Source organism: Streptomyces sp. NBC_01244, assembly GCF_035987325.1.
Classification (GTDB): Bacteria; Actinomycetota; Actinomycetes; order Streptomycetales; family Streptomycetaceae; genus Streptomyces.
In genome coordinates this window covers 8,727,218-8,741,085 of record NZ_CP108488.1, presented here as the reverse complement: position 1 = coordinate 8,741,085, position 13,868 = coordinate 8,727,218, and the positions used below count along the sequence as shown (strand labels likewise).

Annotated in this window: 15 protein-coding genes; 4 read left to right on the top strand and 11 right to left on the bottom strand. The window is 74.2% G+C overall.

The genetic code is table 11. The annotated features are described in order from the left end of the window. Window positions 1–64 precede the first annotated feature (64 nt). On the top strand, window positions 65–520 hold the full coding sequence (locus OG247_RS38895) for a MarR family winged helix-turn-helix transcriptional regulator (protein WP_327256670.1): 456 nt from the start codon (window positions 65–67) through the stop codon (window positions 518–520). Between the two features lie 120 nt (window positions 521–640). Here the strand turns inward: OG247_RS38895 and OG247_RS38890 are convergent, their stop codons facing one another. From OG247_RS38890 to pdxR, 7 genes are all read right to left on the bottom strand, one after another. Then, a complete protein-coding gene (locus OG247_RS38890; protein WP_327256669.1) occupies window positions 641–1,171 on the bottom strand; it encodes a GNAT family N-acetyltransferase in 531 nt (176 codons plus the stop codon). A 9-nt stretch (window positions 1,172–1,180) separates the two neighbouring features. Beyond that, window positions 1,181–1,345, bottom strand: a complete 165-nt coding sequence (locus tag OG247_RS38885) for a helix-turn-helix domain-containing protein (RefSeq protein WP_327257785.1) — start codon at window positions 1,343–1,345, stop codon at window positions 1,181–1,183. Between the two features lie 15 nt (window positions 1,346–1,360). Beyond that, window positions 1,361–1,666 (bottom strand): hypothetical protein, encoded by a 306-nt coding sequence (locus OG247_RS38880; RefSeq protein ID WP_327256668.1) that lies wholly within the window; start codon window positions 1,664–1,666, stop codon window positions 1,361–1,363. A 109-nt stretch (window positions 1,667–1,775) separates the two neighbouring features. Continuing rightward, the gene (locus tag OG247_RS38875; RefSeq protein WP_327256667.1) at window positions 1,776–2,339 is read right to left on the bottom strand and encodes a hypothetical protein; all 564 of its coding nucleotides are present in this window, start codon (window positions 2,337–2,339) and stop codon (window positions 1,776–1,778) included. Then, on the bottom strand, window positions 2,336–2,977 hold the full coding sequence (locus tag OG247_RS38870; protein ID WP_442813691.1) for a SigE family RNA polymerase sigma factor: 642 nt from the start codon (window positions 2,975–2,977) through the stop codon (window positions 2,336–2,338). Before OG247_RS38870 ends, OG247_RS38875 begins: the two co-directional genes overlap by 4 nt. A 29-nt stretch (window positions 2,978–3,006) precedes the next feature. Next, on the bottom strand, window positions 3,007–3,462 hold the full coding sequence (locus OG247_RS38865) for an LPXTG cell wall anchor domain-containing protein (protein WP_327256665.1): 456 nt from the start codon (window positions 3,460–3,462) through the stop codon (window positions 3,007–3,009). 124 nt (window positions 3,463–3,586) lie between these two features. Continuing rightward, window positions 3,587–5,158, bottom strand: a complete 1,572-nt coding sequence (gene pdxR, locus OG247_RS38860; protein WP_327256664.1) for a MocR-like pyridoxine biosynthesis transcription factor PdxR — start codon at window positions 5,156–5,158, stop codon at window positions 3,587–3,589. Window positions 5,159–5,187: 29 nt separating this feature from the next. On the opposite strand from pdxR, the gene OG247_RS38855 reads away from it, so the two are divergent. Together OG247_RS38855 and OG247_RS38850 are read left to right on the top strand one after the other, a co-directional pair. Continuing rightward, window positions 5,188–6,201 (top strand): DMT family transporter, encoded by a 1,014-nt coding sequence (locus tag OG247_RS38855; protein WP_327256663.1) that lies wholly within the window; start codon window positions 5,188–5,190, stop codon window positions 6,199–6,201. A gap of 32 nt (window positions 6,202–6,233) precedes the next feature. Next, window positions 6,234–7,181, top strand: coding sequence for a helix-turn-helix domain-containing protein (locus tag OG247_RS38850; RefSeq protein ID WP_327256662.1), 948 nt, complete (start codon window positions 6,234–6,236; stop codon window positions 7,179–7,181). On the opposite strand, the gene OG247_RS38845 is transcribed toward OG247_RS38850, so the two are convergent. The 3 genes from OG247_RS38845 to OG247_RS38835 form a co-directional block, all read right to left on the bottom strand. Further along, window positions 7,159–10,596 (bottom strand): endo-alpha-N-acetylgalactosaminidase family protein, encoded by a 3,438-nt coding sequence (locus OG247_RS38845; protein WP_327256661.1) that lies wholly within the window; start codon window positions 10,594–10,596, stop codon window positions 7,159–7,161. The genes OG247_RS38850 and OG247_RS38845 overlap by 23 nt on opposite strands. Before the next feature lie 249 nt (window positions 10,597–10,845). Continuing rightward, window positions 10,846–12,171 carry an MFS transporter gene (locus OG247_RS38840; RefSeq protein ID WP_327256660.1) on the bottom strand — a complete coding sequence of 442 codons (1,326 nt, stop codon included), beginning with the start codon at window positions 12,169–12,171 and terminating at the stop codon, window positions 10,846–10,848. Window positions 12,172–12,328: 157 nt separating this feature from the next. Then, a complete protein-coding gene (locus OG247_RS38835) occupies window positions 12,329–12,703 on the bottom strand; it encodes a YbjQ family protein (protein WP_243332358.1) in 375 nt (124 codons plus the stop codon). A 237-nt stretch (window positions 12,704–12,940) separates the two neighbouring features. On the opposite strand from OG247_RS38835, the gene OG247_RS38830 reads away from it, so the two are divergent. Further along, on the top strand, window positions 12,941–13,435 hold the full coding sequence (locus OG247_RS38830; RefSeq protein ID WP_327256659.1) for a hypothetical protein: 495 nt from the start codon (window positions 12,941–12,943) through the stop codon (window positions 13,433–13,435). A gap of 31 nt (window positions 13,436–13,466) precedes the next feature. On the opposite strand, the gene OG247_RS38825 is transcribed toward OG247_RS38830, so the two are convergent. Next, the gene (locus OG247_RS38825; protein ID WP_327256658.1) at window positions 13,467–13,832 is read right to left on the bottom strand and encodes an NTP pyrophosphohydrolase; all 366 of its coding nucleotides are present in this window, start codon (window positions 13,830–13,832) and stop codon (window positions 13,467–13,469) included. Between the last annotated feature and the right edge of the window lie 36 nt (window positions 13,833–13,868).

The window sequence follows — 13,868 nt, the reverse complement described above, 5'->3', positions numbered from 1 at the left end:
TTGCAAGCGTGGGCAATTGCAGACGTGCCCTATCCTGGACTCACACGCCTTCGAGGAGGAGCCCATGACGGCCACGGACAGCGCACTCACCGCCCTCTCCCAGGGCTGGTGCGCCCTCTCCCTCCTGCACGGGCGGATCGAGACGCACATCGAGCGCGCGCTCCAGGCGGGACACGACCTGAGCGTGCGCGAGTACTCCCTGCTCGACGTGCTCAGCCGCCAGCACAGCGGCCCGGGCGGGCACCTGCGCATGCACCAGGTCGCGGACTCGGTGGTGCTCAGCCAGAGCGCGACGACGCGGCTGGTCAGCCGGCTGGAGGACCGCGGGCTGCTCAGCCGCTACCTGTGCGACACCGACCGCCGGGGCATCTACACCGAAGTCAGCGCCGCCGGTCTGGAGCTCCTGGCCGCGGCCCGGCCCACCAACGACACCGCCCTGCGCGAGGCCTTGGACGAGGCGGCACGCAATCCGGAGCTCGCCCTGCTGGTGGCCGCCGTACGGAACACCCCGGCGTCCTGAACCCGCTCTCGGCGAGCGTCTCCGGCTGGTTCACCCCGGAGAAGGGCGAGGAGAAGCGGGTGCCCTTCCGGCTCCGGCACCGGCACCGGCTCCGGCACCGGCACCGGCTCCGGTAGGAAGCTAGACCCGCTGGGCCAGTACCTGGCCCGGCCAAGTGCCGGAGAGGAAGCGGTCGGTGCGGGTGAAGCCGTTGCGTTCGTAGTACGCGACCAGTTCGCCCGTACCGCCCGCCCAGCAGTCGACCCGCAGCAGCTCCACGCCGGCCCGCCTGGTCTCCTCCACGGCACGGGCCAGCAGCGCGGCGCCGATGCCCAGGCCCGCGTGGCGCCGGTCGGAGACCAGCAGCCGGACGTACCGCTCGGGTTCCCCGGCCGGCTCGATCATCGGCATCTTCGGGCTGGGCCCGGAGTCCAGCACCAGGGCCCCGACGGGCACCCCGTCCAGCTCCGCGAGGTACGGGGAGTTCTCGGTCGTGTACCGCTGGACCCGCTCCACCCCGCCGGGAATGCGCGAGTACGGGACCGTCCCCCACTGCTCGGTGTTCCCGCGGGCGTTCATCCAGGCCACCGCGGAGTCGAGCATGTCCAGAACGGCCGGTACGTCCGCCGGGCCGCCGGGCCGGATCCGTATGCCGTGGGTGCTGTCGTTCATGGGACGAGCCTAAGCGCTGTCTCGGTGTGGGCCCCCGGCGCTCAGCGCGCGGTACTCCGAGGGCGTGAGCCCGTACGCCTCGCGGAAGGAGCGGCTGAAGACCACGGGTCCGCCGAAGCCCCAGCGGGCGGCGATGGACTGCACCCGGTGGGCGGCGAGTTCGGGCCGGCCCAGGTCGGCGCGGCACTGTTAGAGGCGGCGCCGACGGATCCGGGCCCGGACGCTCGGCGTGACGCCCGTGCGCAGCAGGGCCAGTTGGTACTGCTCCGGATCACCGCGCCGGATCAGCGCGGGGGTCCGTCGCGAACGCAGGGGCGACAGAGCGAACTTGGACGCGCGCAGGGGCCCCAGGTCCGCCACGGCCGCCTCGCCCTGGAATTCGGCCGGCCGCTCGCCGCTGAGGGCGGCCGGCATCACCTCGCGCGAGATGATGTCGGCGTACCAGTCGAACCTCTCCCCCGCCGGCACCCCGCCCGACGACACCACGTGCCACATCCCGCGCCCCCTGTCCGAAGTCTTCGAGAGGATCCAAGGGTGCGGCCAACGCGGCTCCGACAGCGCACGGTTGGGGCCGCGTGGCGCCCCGTTCCGGCCCCCGCCCCCGTCAGCGGCGGCCCGGTGAAGCCGTGGGCGGCGGGGACGAGGCCGAGGGCGAGGCCCGCGACGGGGACGGGGACAGGGACGACGGAGCGGAGGCGGAAGAACTGGGCCGTGGCGCACCCGTACCGGCCTCCGGCGCCCGCGACGGGCGCACGGTGGACGTGTACGAGCTCGTGGGCGCGGCCGAAGGCGAAAGCGGCGACGGGGAAACGGACGGGGACGGATCGGACGGGACCGGTCCCGGAACAGCGCCGGTCGGCGTGGGCGACGGCGGCGCGGCCGGCGGCACCGGTACCGGCCCCGGGCGGACCGGAGCGTCCGGCGCCAGTACGGCGTACCCCACCACCACCGCGGCGGCCGCGGCCAGCCCCGCCAACGGCAGCGTGAAACCGCGCGGCCGGGCCCACGGCAGGCGTCGCACCCCGGGCCCCGGCGGCTGCGCCGGGCGCAGTTCGCGCACGGTGATCCCGGCCGCGCGGGCGTCCAGGGCCTGCCGCAGCCGGTACTCCACCGGCCGCTCGGCCGGCTCCCTGCCCGGCCCCGCGGGCGGCTCCTGCCCACGCGTCATATCCGCCCCTCCAGAATCCGTTCCAGCGCGGCCAGCCCACGGCTCGCGTTCGACTTGACCGCCCCCCGGCTGATCCCCAGCGTCTCGGCTATCTCGGCCTCGCTGAGGTCGGCCCAGTAGCGCAGCACCAGCACCTGCCGCCGCCTCGGGGTCAGCCGCCCCAACGCGGCGAGGACCTCGCGGTGCGCCTCGTCGAGGACCACGGACGCTTCGGCGGAGGGTACGTCGGCGGGCGCCTGCGGGGTCCACGCGCGGGCGGTCCGGCGGCGGCGCAGCACGGACCGGGCCGTGTTGACGACGGCGGTGCGCAGGTAGCCCAGCGCGTTGTCCACCTCGGTGATCCGCTCGCCGTGGCGCCGGTACAGGGCGGTGAAGGCGTCTTGCACCACGTCTTCGGCGGTGCCGAGATCGTCCACCAGCAGCACCGCCAGCCGGACCATCTTCAGCCGGTGGGCGTGGTAGAGCTCGGTCACGGTGGGAGGCGGGCCGCCTCCCTCGGAGGGATGGCCGTACGTGTACCCGTGCCGGTACGGCTCCGACGGCGCGGGCGGGGCCGGCGCGGAGGAGCGCTCGCGGCGCAGCAGGAACGACCACAAGCCCCGCCGCGGCCGGTCGAAACCGGTCGCGGTGGGGCCCATGGACGGTACGAGGTGGAGCACGGGGGTCCTCAGCCGTTGGCGCGGCGCCGCACGGCGTACAGGGTCGCGGCCCCGGCGGTGATCAGCACGGCGGCCCCGGCGCCGAGCGCGGCGTTGGTGGCGGAGGAGCCAGTATGCGCGAGCTCGGGACCGCCGGGCGAGGCGGGGGCGGCGCTCGGGGCGGCGCTCGGGACCGCGGTCGGGGCGGCGCTGGGGGTCGCGGTCGGGGGCCGGCTGGGGGACGCGCTCGGCTTCGTGCCCGGAGGCAGGCTCGCCGAGGGCGCGGGGGCCGAGGGGACCACGCTCGGCGCGGTGCTCGGCGTGGCCGTCGACGGTGCGGGCGCGGGCGCGGCCACGGTGGGCGAGGCGGACGCCCCTTGCGCGGCGGAGGCCGGCCCGGCCAGCGCGACGGCCACCCCGGCGGCGGCGACGGCGAGACCCGCCGCCCTGCGGACGGACAGCGGGGCGCGCTTCAGGTTCTTCACGGTGGTTCTCCACGGTCGGCTGCGGGGGCGCGGGATCACGCCCTTCACCCCCGCACGACGCGCGAGTGCCCGGGAGGTTGCCGCCGTTCCGGAAAAACTTTTCGCGGCCCCTGGCGCCGCCCGCTCAGACCCGGCGCGACCCCCGCCGGCCCCGTGCCTCCCGCAGCCGCCGCAGGGCCGTACCGATGACGGCCACCCCCTCCTCGATCTCCCCCACCGTGCCCGACGCGTAGCCGAGCACCAGGCCCGCCGGGCCCGGGGTCATCCGGTGCCAGGACAGCGGGTGCGCCTTGACCCCGAGCTCCAGGGCCGCGGCGGCGAGGGCCGTGTCGTCGAAGGCTGGTGCCCCGGCGGCATCGCCGTCGAAGGTGACCATCAGGTGCAGCCCGGCCGCGGCCCCGTGCACGCGCGCGCCGGGCAGTTCGGCGGCGATCGCGCGGAGCATCGCGTCCCGGCGGGCCCGGTGGCGACGGCGTACGAAGCGCAGGTGACGCTCCAGTTCCCCCGAGGCCATCAGCCGGGCCAGCACCAGCTGGGCGAGGACGGGATTGCCGAGGTCGGCGTAGCGCTTGGCCTCGATCACGGCGTCCAGCCGGCGGGGCGGGACCAGCAGCCAGCCCAGTCGCAGGGCGGGGGCGAGGAGCTTGGAGACGCTGCCGGTGTAGCAGACGGCCTCCGGGAGCAGGGCCCGCAGGGCGGGGACGGGGGCGCGGTCGTAGCGGTGTTCGGCGTCGTAGTCGTCCTCGATGACGACTCCCCCGGCGGCCGCCCAGCCGAGGAGTTCGCGGCGCCGTTCTCCGTCGAGGACGACCCCGGTCGGGAACTGGTGCGCCGGGGTCAGCACCACCGCCTGGGCCGGGCCGGCCGCCAGGGCGGCGGTGTCGATGCCGCCCGCGTCCACCGGTACGGGCAGGATGCGCATGCCACCGTGTTCCAGTTGCCGGCGCGTCCCGAGCGAGCCGGGGTCCTCGACCCCCACCTGCCGTACGCCTTCCGCGCGCAGCACCTGTGCCAGCAGTCCGAGCGCCTGCGCCACGCCCGCCACCACGACCACCTCGCCGGGGTCCGCCCGGATCCCGCGGTTCAGGGCGAGCCAGCCGACGATGGCCTCGCGCAGCGCGGGAGTGCCCTGCGGGTTCCCGTAGCCGAAGTCGGCAGGGGTCAGCTCGGCGAGGACCCGGCGTTCCGCCTGGAGCCAGGCCGTGCGCGGGAACGCGGCCAGGTCCGGCGCCCCGGGCGAGAGGTCGATCCGGCCCGGGGCCGCGCGCAGCGCGTCGACGAGGGCGCCCCGCGCCCTCGTGCCGAACGGGCCGGCCGGGTCCGGGAGCGCGGAGCGCGCGGGCCCGGACGGGGGCTGCCCTCCGGTCACCGGTGCGGCCACCACGACCGTCCCCGCGCGGCCGCGGCCGGCCACCTGGCCGGTCTCCGCCAGCCGCTGGTACGCCTCGGTGACCAGCCCCCGCGAGACCCGCAGTTCGGCGGCGAGGACGCGGCTGGCCGGGAGGCGGCTGCCGACGGCGAGCGTGCCGTCGGCGATGGCCGTACGGAGCCGGTCGGCGAGCCAGTCGGTGCGGCCGCCGGCCGGGGCCCGGCCGATGTCCAACTGGAGGAAGTCCGACCCCGTCGCTTCGGACCGCGCCGCTTCGGCACGTGCCGTTACGGACCCCTGGATATCGCTCTCTTTGGACCTGTCCACCGGTCCATTGTGGCGCCAGGCTCGACGATATGAACACCTCACCCCCTTCGCACCCTTCGCACCCCTCACCCCCTTCGTCCCGGCAGCTGCGGGACCTCGCCCCCGGTGTCGCCGGCATGGCACTCGTCGGCAGCAGCGTCACCGTCTCCCGCTCCCTCGTGGACGCCCCGCTCTTCGGGGTGCAGGCCGTTCGCTACACGATGGCCGCGCTGCTCCTGTTCGGCCTGGCCCGCCTCGCCCGGGTGCGGATCACCGTGCCGCGCGGCCGGGAGTGGCTGTGGCTGGCCGGGGTCGCCGCGACCGGGCTGGTGCTGTTCAACGTGGCCGTCGTACGGGGCGTCGCGCACGCCGAGCCGGCCGTGATCGCCGTCGCCGTGGCCTGCGTCCCCGTCCTGTTCGGGGTGGTCGGCCCGCTGATGGAGGGCCGCACGCCCAGCCGCCGGGTACTGCTGGCCGCGCCGGTGGTGGTCGCCGGCGCCGTCCTGGTGGAGGGAACGGGCCGGACGGACGCGGCCGGTGTCGGATGGGCGGCGCTGGCGCTGGGCTGCGAGGCCGGCTTCACGCTGCTCGCGGTGCCGGTGCTGCGGCGCCACGGAGCGTGGGGGGTGTCGCTGCACGCGGTGTGGATGGGCGCGGTGATGCTGGCGGTGCTCACCGTCTGCGTCGAGGGGCCTTCGGAGCTCGTGACCGTGAGCCCGCGCCAGTGGGCGGCCACGGGCTACCTCGCCGTCATGGTGACAGCCGTGGCCTTCCTGCTCTGGTACCGCACGGTGGCCGCGGTGGGTTCCGGCCGGGCCGGGCTGCTGACCGGGGTGGCCCCGCTCGCGGCGGCGGGCGCGGGCGCCGCCACCGGCGGCGGAGTGCCCGGGCCTGCGGTGTGGCTGGGCCTGGCCGTGGTGGTCGCCGGGCTGGCGGTCGGACTCCGGGCGGAGCGGGCCCCGGGCGGGCCGACGGCCACAATGCCCGCGCCGGCCGCGCGAGCCACCCCGGCCGCGCCGGCCGCGCGAAAGCCTCGTAACGCCCATGAGCCCGCCGCCCCTTGAGCAGGCCCCGCGTTGTGGATCACAATCCGCAGATGGCAACGCCTCCGTACAGCAGCTGGATGCGGTACTTCTCGCCGACCGCCAACCACCGCCGGCTCGGGCTCGTGTGTCTCGGGGTGGGGGTGCAGCAGGGCGTGCTGCCGGTGGTCGGGCCGCGCGTGCTCGACCACCACGTCGCGGTGGTGGTCTGCGCCGGCCGGGGCTGGTTCAGCCACGGCGGGCGGGCCCCGCAGCCGGTGACGGCCCCGGCGCTGCTGTGGCTCGTGCCCGGGGTGGAGCACCACTACGGCCCCGATCCGCAGACGGGCTGGGACGAGTGCTTCGTGGATTTCGCCGGCCACAGCGTGGAGGCGTACACCGACCTCGGCTACGTCACCCCCGACCGCCCGCTGGTACCGCTCAGCGGCACGGCCGGGGTGCGGCACGTGGTCGACGGGATCGTACGGGCGGCCCGGCTGGGCGGCCCCCTGCTGGAGGTGGAGGCCGCCGCGGCCGTGCACGGGCTGCTCGTCGCGCTGCGCTACGCCCGGGCCGGGGTGTCGCGGCACGGGGACACCGTGATGGACACCCTCGCCCGGGACGCGCTGCTGCCGATATCGGTGGCCGAGCACGCCGCCCGGCTCGGGATGACCCTCCCCGAACTGCGCGGGGCCGTGCGGGGCAGTACCGGGGAGGGGGTCAAGGAGTACCTCCTCGGTATCCGCCTGAGCCGGGCGAAGGAGCTGCTGGCCCGCACCGACCTGCCGGTCGCCGGGGTCGCCCGGCGGGTCGGCTACGAGGACGCCGCCTACTTCAGCAGGCTGTTCAGCCGCCGGGTGGGCGTGGCGCCCGTCCGGTTCCGCCGACAGCAGGCGGTGCAGCAGCAGTCGGCGCGGTGGCACCCGCTGCCCCAGGAGCCTTCGCCCCCGGAGCTGCCGGAGCCGCCGCCGTCGTCGGCCCCGACACCGCACGAAGGCGTCACGGCAGGTAGCCGATGTTGAGTTCCGCGACCGCCGTCCACGGGTTGCCCGAAACCTCCCTCGTGGCCTTGAGCTTGACGTAGCGCGCTGTGCGCGCCGTGAAGGCGACGTCCTGCTGCGCGGTGGTGTTGGCGAAGGATCCCGAAGCGGCCGCCGTCCCCCAGGTGACCCCGTCCGTGGACGTGAGGACCTGGTAGTCGGCGATGCGCCCGTTGCTCTGCGTCTGCCGGGGCAGGTAGTGGAGGGCGGAGACGTTGTAGGAGGCGCCGAGGTCGAGGGTGATCTCGTGCGGCATCGGGGCGGTCGCCTGGTACCACTGGGTGTGCCAGATGGTGGCGCTGTCCCCGTCGAGCACGTTGGCCGCGGCGCCGTTCTCCCCGGCGGTCTCCTGGCTGTCGACGGCCTTGACGCTCATCTGCGTCTGCGGGACGAGGAGTTCGCCGCCGCTCCCGGTGCCCAGGTCGTCGACGGCGAGGTCGTCGAGGATGAAGTCGGCCTCGTTGTGGGAGCCTTCGCCGGTGACCTTCCGTACGCCGATCCAGGCGTCGGTCCCCGCGGTGAAGGTCTTGGTGAAGGTGGTGGCCGTCCGGGCCTGGTTCAGCGCGGTTGCCGTCTCGGTGCTGCCGGAGCCGGTGACGAACTGGTAGTCCCCGCTGAAGCCGTTCTCGTAGCTGAAGGTGACCTTGTACGAGCGGCCGGGCGCCAGCCGCAGCGTCTGCGGGAGGGTGCGGTAGACCAGGCCCTGCCGCTCCTCGTGCGATTTCAGCGAGTTCTGCCCGCTGATCACGTCGTCGACCAGCTTTCCGCTCCATCCGGCCTGGGTGTACGGGGCGTTGCGCTGGGCGATGTGCGTGCGCGGGTCGGTGGCCGAGCCGCCGGCGCCGCCGAAGGCGAAGGGGCCCCAGCCCGCGTCGACGTTCTCGAAGTCCTCGGTGAACCAGTGGCCGTTCAGCGGGGTGCGGGCGGAACGGACGACCCGTACGTCGTCCAGGTGGACGATGCCGGATCCGGCGACCGCGGACAGCTTGAGGGTGGCCGTGGACTGGCCGGACGGCACGTCGAAGAGCACCTTCATGCGCTGCATCTTGGTGCCGTTCTTCTCGCTGCCGCCGAGGTTGTTGGTCAGCGTCGAGGAGTCGGCGTAGACGGAGACGGCCGTGCCTCCGGCGGGGGTCACGGTGAGGGTGGCGGCGCGTCCGGCCGGGGTGGAGACCCAGACGGAGGCGGCGTGGGTGCCGGGGGTGAGCCCGGTGAGCTGCTGGGAGACGGCGGGCGCGGTGCTCGCGGCCATCGTGAGCTCGTTCTGTCCCTGGGCGTTGCGGGTGACGGCGGCGCCGGTCCCGGTGACGGACCAGGCGTTCAGGTTGCCGGAGAAGAAGGAGGGGTCCTTGACGGGGGCGCCCTCGCCCCAGTTCGGGTCGGCCTGGGCGGGGGCGGCGCCGTTGGTGACGACGTAGGCGGTCCTGGCGGCGGCGTTGATGGTGACCTGCCCGCCGGTGACGGCCAGGTCGCCGACCGGCTGACGGCCGGTGTCGGTCAGTTTGTACAGCTTGGGCGAGGACCAGCCGGCCGGCAGGGTCCAGGTGGTGGAGGCGGCCTTGTCGTTCCAGTGGTAGAGCTTGCCGTCGCGCGGGAGCAGGTAGGCGGAGCCGTCGAGGACGGTCCGCCCGGCCGTGGTGATCTTGCGGGTGTTCCCGGAGGTGGTGACGGTGGTGCCGTTGGCGAGGGTGACGGCGCCCGCGGTCCACTTCACGATCGGGGATTCCTGGAGGTACTTGGTCGGCAGGTTCGTCCCGAAGGTGGTGGTGAGGAAGGAGGTGAAGTCCCGCTTGCCCTGCCAGCCCTCGTAGGCGGTGATCTCCGCGCCGCCGAGCAGCGGGTTGGCGGCGATCCAGTCGTCCTTGGTGTGGTTGGCGATGAAGCGGGCGATGTTCGAGTTGATGCCCTTGAGGTCGGTGCCGCCGTAGTTGACGTCGGTGGCCCAGTGGTGCCAGAGGGACTGTCCGGTCATGGAGGCGGGGAACTCGGTGGCGAGCTGGTAGCCGAGGCCGCCGATCTCGCGTTCGAGCTTGCGCGAGAGGTAGCCGTCGCCGTACCAGACGTCCACGTAGAGGAAGTCCAGGCCGGGGGCGGCCACCTTGAGGTCCTGGAGCCTCTTGAGGCGCTCGCCGGACTGGCCGTCCTTGCGGGTGTCCACGTAGTACGACTGGTCGAGCCAGTCCCAGCCGAGGCCGCCGGTCTGGTGCGCCGGGTCGAAGGTGGCCGAGACCGGGTACTCCTCGGTGGCGTTGATGTGGACACCGAAGTCGGCGTTGTAGGTGTGGCCGACGGTGGTGAGGGTGTTGAGGTCGGTGGCGCCGCCGAGCTTGGAGCCGATGTTCTTGTAGTCCATGTGGGCCGAGTCGTGGCCCTCGGAGGCGTACCCCTTGAGCAGGACGAACTGGCCGAGGCCGTCGGTGGCGAGGTTGACCCGCTTGGTCTCGTCGAGGGTCTCGGCGAACGGGTGGGTGGCCGCGGAGGCGAAGTTGAAGGGGATGCGCTGCACGACCCGGTCGGCGGTCTGCTGCCAGCCCGTGGGCGCGGTCCAGATGTCGCGGTAGGCGACCGCCGCGTCCTGCCAGTCCACGGTGGAGTCGGCGTTGCGGTCGGCCGTGATCGCGACGCGGACGTAGGGCAGGGGCTCGGTGTCGGTGTCGGCGGCGCCCGAGGCCCGGTAGAGCCAGGATCCGCTCCACAAGCCGGCCCGGCGGTAGGTGCCCTTGTCGGTGACCTGCTTGCTGATCCGGCCGTTCTCGTTGGCGGTGGCGCCCGAGGGGGCGTCGTAGTACGAGTTGGAGTCGATGGCCGCGGCCAGCTTGCCGGTGTTGGCCAGGCCGTACATCACGGTCGTGGCGGAGGCGTCGACCGGGGTGTTCGCCGTGATCGGGGTGAAGGTGTCCCCGGTGCCGGTGGTGGCGGTGTGCATCTTCGCGGTGGAGAGCGCGGCGCCCGCCTGGCTGCTGCGGACGCTGACCAGGTTGTGGTGGGGGATGGCGAAGCTGCGTACGCGCAGGGCGGTCGTGTCCTCGATCGCGGTGACCTTGAACTCCACCACCGACCCGGCCACCGAGAGACGGGACCTGATGGTCACTCCGGAGAAGGCCAGCGCGTAGTCCACGCCGGAGGCGGAGGGGGTGGCGGTGACGGTGGGGTTGTAGGTGGTTCCGTTGACGACGATCGCGCCGATGGTGTCCTCGTTGCCGTTCAGCACGTCCCCGGTGGCGGTGCGGGTGTAGCTGATGACGCGGGGGAAGGCGCTGTCCACGCTCACGGACAGCTCGGGCGAGGTGATCGTCACGGGACCGGCCGCCACGGCGGGGGTGGCGGGCACGGCCACGACCAAGGTGGCCACGAGACCGGCCACCGCGGCTGCGGCCGGCCAGAGGGGGGTTCGCATCGGACCTCCGGGAGTCGGCGCTTCCTGGGCACAAGACCGCACACCGTGGAGGCCGGCGGTCCGCTCACTGACCTGACAGCCTGCGGACCGCGGCCCGGCAGGCCCATGGACAAAGCCGAACCCCGTCCTGGACTTATGTGACGGGTGGGTCGGGTGGGCGCACGCGCCGCGACCGCACCCGGCCCGCCCCGGCCCGCCCCGGGCCGAAGGCCGCACCCACCCGGCCCGAAGGACACCCCTACACCCGCCCTACACCCGCTCGACCCCCTCCGCCCCTCGGGGAGTCGGGTACGAGGCCGCGGGCTCGCCGCTCCGGATCCACAGCAGGGCGCCCGCCAGGAGCATCGCGCCCCCCGTCAGCCAGGGCAGCGGGCCCCGCGGCAGCAGGGCGACCAGAAGGCCGGTGAGCGCCCCGGTCAGTTGCAGGGCGAGGGACTGGACCGACAGCGCCGTGGCCCGTCCCGCGCTCGGCACCCGGCGGTGCAGGAGGTCGTTCTGGCTCGGTCCCGCCGCGCCGAGGCCCAGGTACACCAGGCCGTAGCCGAGGATCGCGAGCGCCAGGGCGAAGGGGCCCGCGGCCACCGCGGTGGCGCCGAGCAGGAGCAGTCCGCTCGCGCTGGCGCCCAGGCCCACCAGGACCGCGCGTTCGCCGCTGCCCGCGAGCCGGGCGGTCAGGGGCGCGAGGTGGTTGCCGAGCCCGGAGCAGAGGAAGCCGGCGCAGGCGAGGACGGCGAAGAGCATCGCGCCCGACTCGGGCGCCCCCGTGAACGACGCGGCGCGGCCCGGTGTCAGCAGTTCGAGCGCGGCGAGGGCGCCGCCCGCGGCCGCCGCGCTCAGCAGCACCCGGCGGATCAGCGGGTCGCGGCCGCCCAGCCGTACGCCCTCGGCGATGGTGGCCGGGATGCCGTGGAGTACGGAGCGCAGGGTGCTCGGCGGGCGGGGCGGCTCGGGGAGCGCGGCGAGGACGTACAGCACGAAGGCCGTCACCACCACCGCGCCCAGCAGCGGTGGCGTGGAGAGCGGGAGCACCAGCCCGGAGGTCGCCCGGCTCAGCCCTGCGGCGAGTCCGTCGCCCCGGGCGAGCAGCCAGGGCAGCGCGCCCCCGAGCAGGGTGCCCGCCGCGAGCGCGGCGGAGACCGCGGTGCCGCCGCGGGCCAGTCCGGTGCGCAGTTCGGCGTCGGGGCCGGAGTGGGCTTGGACCGTGTCCACGTACCAGGCCTCGGCGGGCCCGCTGGACAGCGCGCGCCCCGCACCCATGAGGGCCATCCCGAGGGCGAGGACCCAGGGCGCGGTGCCGAGGCCCTGGAGGACGAAGGCCGTCAGGTTGAGCAGGCCGGCGGCGGCCAGCACGGCGCGGCGGCCGAGCACGTCGGAGAGTCCGCCGGTGGGCAGTTCCAGTACGGCGGCGGTGACGGAGTGCGCGACGAAGAACGCGGCGACGGCGGCCAGGGACATGCCGCGCTCGGTGAAGAGCAGGATCAGCGGGCTGACGGCCAGGCCCACGGGGAACCAGTACAGGACGCAGGCGGTCACGTAGCGGCGTCCCGCGGTGCGCGGGTCGAGGGGGCCGGTCACGGCGCGGCCCCGGCGACCGTCCCGGCATCGGGTATGCGTTTGAATTCTTCGCGGATCACCACGGGAGGCTAGAGCCTCCTCCTGGTGATCGCCAAGAGTGCTCGTGCGGAACTTCCCGGCGGGCCGGGCAAGATCCGGAGGGCGGCTTGGACGGCCTCTAGGTGCTCGCCGGAACCAGGATGACGGCCGTCCCGTACGCGCACACCTCGGTGCCGACGTCGGCCGCGTCGGTCACGTCGAAGCGCATCATCAGCACGGCGTTCGCGCCGCGCGCCTTCGCCTGTTCGATGAGGCGTTCCATGGCCTGGTTGCGGGTCTCCACCAGGGTTTTGGTGAGGCCCTTCAGCTCGCCGCCGATCATCGATTTCAGGCCCGCGCCGATCTGGCTGCCCAGATGGCGGGAGCGCACGGTGAGGCCGAAGACCTCGCCGATGACCTGCTCGACCCGGTAGCCGGGGACGTCGTTCGTCGTCACCACCATGACGCCGGTCTGCTGTGCGCCGGGGCCGCCGCCGTAATCCTCGATACCCATGGCATCCACTCTGGCGGCCCCGCGCGGTGCCCGCATCCGGAGCAGGGGGCCGGGGCTTCGGGGCACCCGGGTTGCACACCCGGGCGGACTCGGCGTATTGGGCATATCGGGCGAAGTCACGGTGCGTCAGCGGGACCTCCCGGCCTTCCGTCGCCATAGTCGTCCCTGGCAACCGCCTGGTTGCCGCCCGCGCCGCGTGCCGCGGCCGGGCGGACGTATTTTCGGAGGAGCCGGCTCATGCTGAAGCCCACCAGGACCATCCTCGCCCTCACCGCCGGAAGCCTGGTACTCGGCCTGGTCGGAGCGGGCACGGCCGTCGCGGACGACCGATCGGAGCCCCGTGGCCCGGTCCTGACGACGCCCGTCGACGAGCACGACGAGCACGACGAGAACGGCTTCGGCGGGGACGACGAGTACGGGAAGCGCAAGCACGCCCGGGGCGTCGTCATCTCGCGCGGCCCGCTGACCGTCCGCAGCAAGCCGACCACCCACTCCCACAAGGTGGGCCGGCTGCACCCGCACGAGAAGGTCGTCATCGAGTGCAAGACGCGCGGCGAGCGGGTCGACGGCAACAACATCTGGTACCTGCTCAAGGACCGTGACCAGGAGGACGTCATGGACGAGGACCGCAACGGCGCGATGACCCCGAAGGCCGCCAAGGACCGCGACGACAACTGGGTCGCCGCCCGCTACGTCAAGAACTTCGGCGAGGTCAAGTACTGCCGCTCGTAGCCGCCCCGCCGCCGTGATACGGCGGCCGGTCCTACGCTTGCGGGCGTACGGTCCGCGGTCCCACGCACCGCGCACCGTACGCCCGTAGCCGTGTCCGGAGTTCACGGTCGGCCGTGACCACGACCACGACGCGCCCGCCGCTCCCCGCGTACCCGGCCGCGAGCTCCACGATCCGGTCGTCGCCACTGCCCGGCGCCTCGTCCACCCGTACGCCGGGCACCGATGCGACGCCCCGCGCGGCGCCTTCGACGACGAGGACGATCTCCTCGCCCTCGTCGCGCAGCGCCAGCCGGTCGCGCAGCCGCTCGGCGGCGCCGCGCCGGTCCCGCCACCAGCCGTCCGGCACCGACCCGACGACGTTGGCACCGTCCACGATCAGTACGTTCGGCTCGTCCATCTCCCCAGTATGGCGAGCGGGCCGGTGGCCGTCGTA

Coding starts and splice junctions, on each gene's coding strand:
- OG247_RS38835 (WP_243332358.1), bottom strand. CDS start 12,703: ATGGGTATCGAGGATTACGGCGGCGGCCCCGGCGCACAGCAGACCGGC.
- OG247_RS38890 (WP_327256669.1), bottom strand. CDS start 1,171: ATGAACGACAGCACCCACGGCATACGGATCCGGCCCGGCGGCCCGGCG.
- OG247_RS38845 (WP_327256661.1), bottom strand. CDS start 10,596: ATGCGAACCCCCCTCTGGCCGGCCGCAGCCGCGGTGGCCGGTCTCGTG.
- OG247_RS38895 (WP_327256670.1), top strand. CDS start 65: ATGACGGCCACGGACAGCGCACTCACCGCCCTCTCCCAGGGCTGGTGC.
- OG247_RS38825 (WP_327256658.1), bottom strand. CDS start 13,832: ATGGACGAGCCGAACGTACTGATCGTGGACGGTGCCAACGTCGTCGGG.
- OG247_RS38830 (WP_327256659.1), top strand. CDS start 12,941: ATGCTGAAGCCCACCAGGACCATCCTCGCCCTCACCGCCGGAAGCCTG.
- OG247_RS38855 (WP_327256663.1), top strand. CDS start 5,188: ATGAACACCTCACCCCCTTCGCACCCTTCGCACCCCTCACCCCCTTCG.
- OG247_RS38880 (WP_327256668.1), bottom strand. CDS start 1,666: ATGTGGCACGTGGTGTCGTCGGGCGGGGTGCCGGCGGGGGAGAGGTTC.
- OG247_RS38850 (WP_327256662.1), top strand. CDS start 6,234: ATGGCAACGCCTCCGTACAGCAGCTGGATGCGGTACTTCTCGCCGACC.
- OG247_RS38870 (WP_442813691.1), bottom strand. CDS start 2,977: ATGGGCCCCACCGCGACCGGTTTCGACCGGCCGCGGCGGGGCTTGTGG.
- OG247_RS38875 (WP_327256667.1), bottom strand. CDS start 2,339: ATGACGCGTGGGCAGGAGCCGCCCGCGGGGCCGGGCAGGGAGCCGGCC.